At 65.3% G+C, this 1904-nt stretch carries 2 protein-coding genes; both read right to left on the bottom strand.

All coding sequences use genetic code 11. The features are described from left to right. Positions 1-3 precede the first annotated feature (3 nt). Positions 4-651: a YoaK family protein gene (locus JX325_RS15990; RefSeq protein WP_204792042.1), complete on the bottom strand. Its 648-nt coding sequence runs from the start codon at positions 649-651 to the stop codon at positions 4-6. A 39-nt stretch (positions 652-690) separates the two neighbouring features. After that, a partial coding sequence (aspS, locus tag JX325_RS15985) for an aspartate--tRNA ligase (protein ID WP_204792041.1) occupies positions 691-1904 on the bottom strand: 1214 nt, incomplete at its 5' end.

Below are 1904 nucleotides of genomic sequence, written 5' to 3'. Positions count from 1 at the left end.
GTATCATGTTCTGGGTGGGTTGTCAAGGGGCCCTGTGAGGGCGGGCCGTCTTGTTTTTGGGCTCAAAAACACCGCCGGAGGGATCAGCAGGGGCAGGCACCCGTAAATCCCCGGAATGCTCCACCGGCCCACGCACCACCAGCCCCAGGCGGCCCCCAGGTGGAAGCACAGCAGGGTCCCGCCGTAGAACCGGAGCTTTCGCAGCTGCTCCGGGTCATGGCCGCAGAGGTATTCCGTGGCCCCTTCGGTGAACTGGCGGAGGTTGTTGGTGGAGAAGATGGTGGCGCAGTTGTATCCCGCCGCCTGGGAATAGGCCACCCACTGTACCGCCGTGGCGAGGAACATGGGGTAAAGGGCCAGGATGGGGTCCGTCTCCGCGGGAATCCGGGCCAGCGCCAGGCAGGCGGAAAGGTCGGCGCCCACGGCGGCCCAGCGGAGCAGGGCGGTTTTCCCCGCCCGCCGGAGCAGCACCGCCAGGACGATACCGGCTATGTAGCACGCCGTGGCCCCCAGCCGGACTAGGACGGGACCCCAGGTCCCGTACAGGCCGGTCACTACTAGATAAATAAGGTTGGAGGTTTCGGAGGAGCCGAAGGTTCCGCCCCGGGTCAGCAGGGCATAGACGCCGAAAAAGCCGCCCACTGCCGCCATGGCGTGATGGGCCCGGGTTTCCTGATGGANGTCNACGGGTTATTCCTCCACCNTCACCNGCGCGATGTGCAGCTCGTCCAGCTGCTTCGCCGTCACCTCGCCGGGGGCGCTCATCATGATGTCCGCGGCGTTTTTGTTCATGGGGAAGGGGATGATTTCCCGGATGGAGTCCTCGCCCGCCAGCAGCATGACCATCCGGTCCACTCCCGGGGCGATGCCCGCGTGGGGCGGCGCGCCATAGGTGAAGGCGTTGTACATGGCGGGGAACTTGGCCTTTACGTCCTCCTCGCCCAGGCGGACCATCTCAAAGGCCTTTACCATAATCTCCGGGTCGTGGTTCCGCACCGCGCCGGAGNTCAGCTCCACGCCGTTGCAGACCAAATCGTACTGGTCGGCGGTGATGCTCAGGGGGTCGATCTCCCCCCGCTCCGCTTTTTGGAGGACCTCCAGCCCGCCGGAGGGCATGGAGAAGGGGTTGTGGCAGAACTCCAGCTCGCCGCTCTCCTCCCCAATTTCGTANATGGGGAAGTCCACAATCCAGNAGAANGCGTACTGCTCTTTGTCCATATGCCCCGGCACCGCCGCGCCCAGGGTCTTCACCAGCACGCCGGCGGTCTTCTGGGCGGCCCCCAGCTTCCCGGCGGAGAGGGCCACGAAGTCGTTGGGCTTCAAGCCCAGGGCGGAGATCACGCGGTCCTTGAGGGGCTGAACAAACTTGGCGATGCCGCCCACAATCTCCCCGTTCTCGTCCAGGCGGAACCAGTAGGGCTTCCCGCCGGAAACCACCTCCACCTCCGCCAGGGTCTTGTCGATGAACTTCCGAGTCTCGTGGANACCGGAGACTACCACGGCCTTGACCGCGTTCCCCTCAAAGGGCCCGAAGCCGCAGCCGCCCAGGACCTCCGTCGCATCCTGGACCGTCAGGTCGATGCGCAGGTCCGGCTTGTCGGTGCCGTATTTCTCCATGGCCTCGGTATAGGGCACCCGCAGGAAGGGGGCGGCGCTGGCCCGGCTGTACTTGCCGTACCGGGCGAAAATCGGGGGCAGCACGTCTTCGATAACGGCGAACACGTCCTCCTGGGTGGCGAAGGCCATTTCCATATCCAGCTGGTAGAACTCGCCGGGGGAGCGGTCCGCCCGGGCGTCCTCGTCCCGGAAGCAGGGGGCAATCTGGAAATAGCGGTCAAAGCCGGAGGTCATGAGGAGCTGCTTGAACTGCTGGGGGGCCTGGGGCAGGGCGTAGAACTTTCCGG

Source organism: Oscillibacter sp. CU971 (assembly GCF_905219725.1).
Classification (GTDB): Bacteria; Bacillota; Clostridia; order Oscillospirales; family Oscillospiraceae; genus Oscillibacter.
Note: the sequence above shows the minus strand (reverse complement) of the source record. Positions and strands in the feature narration are given on the sequence as shown.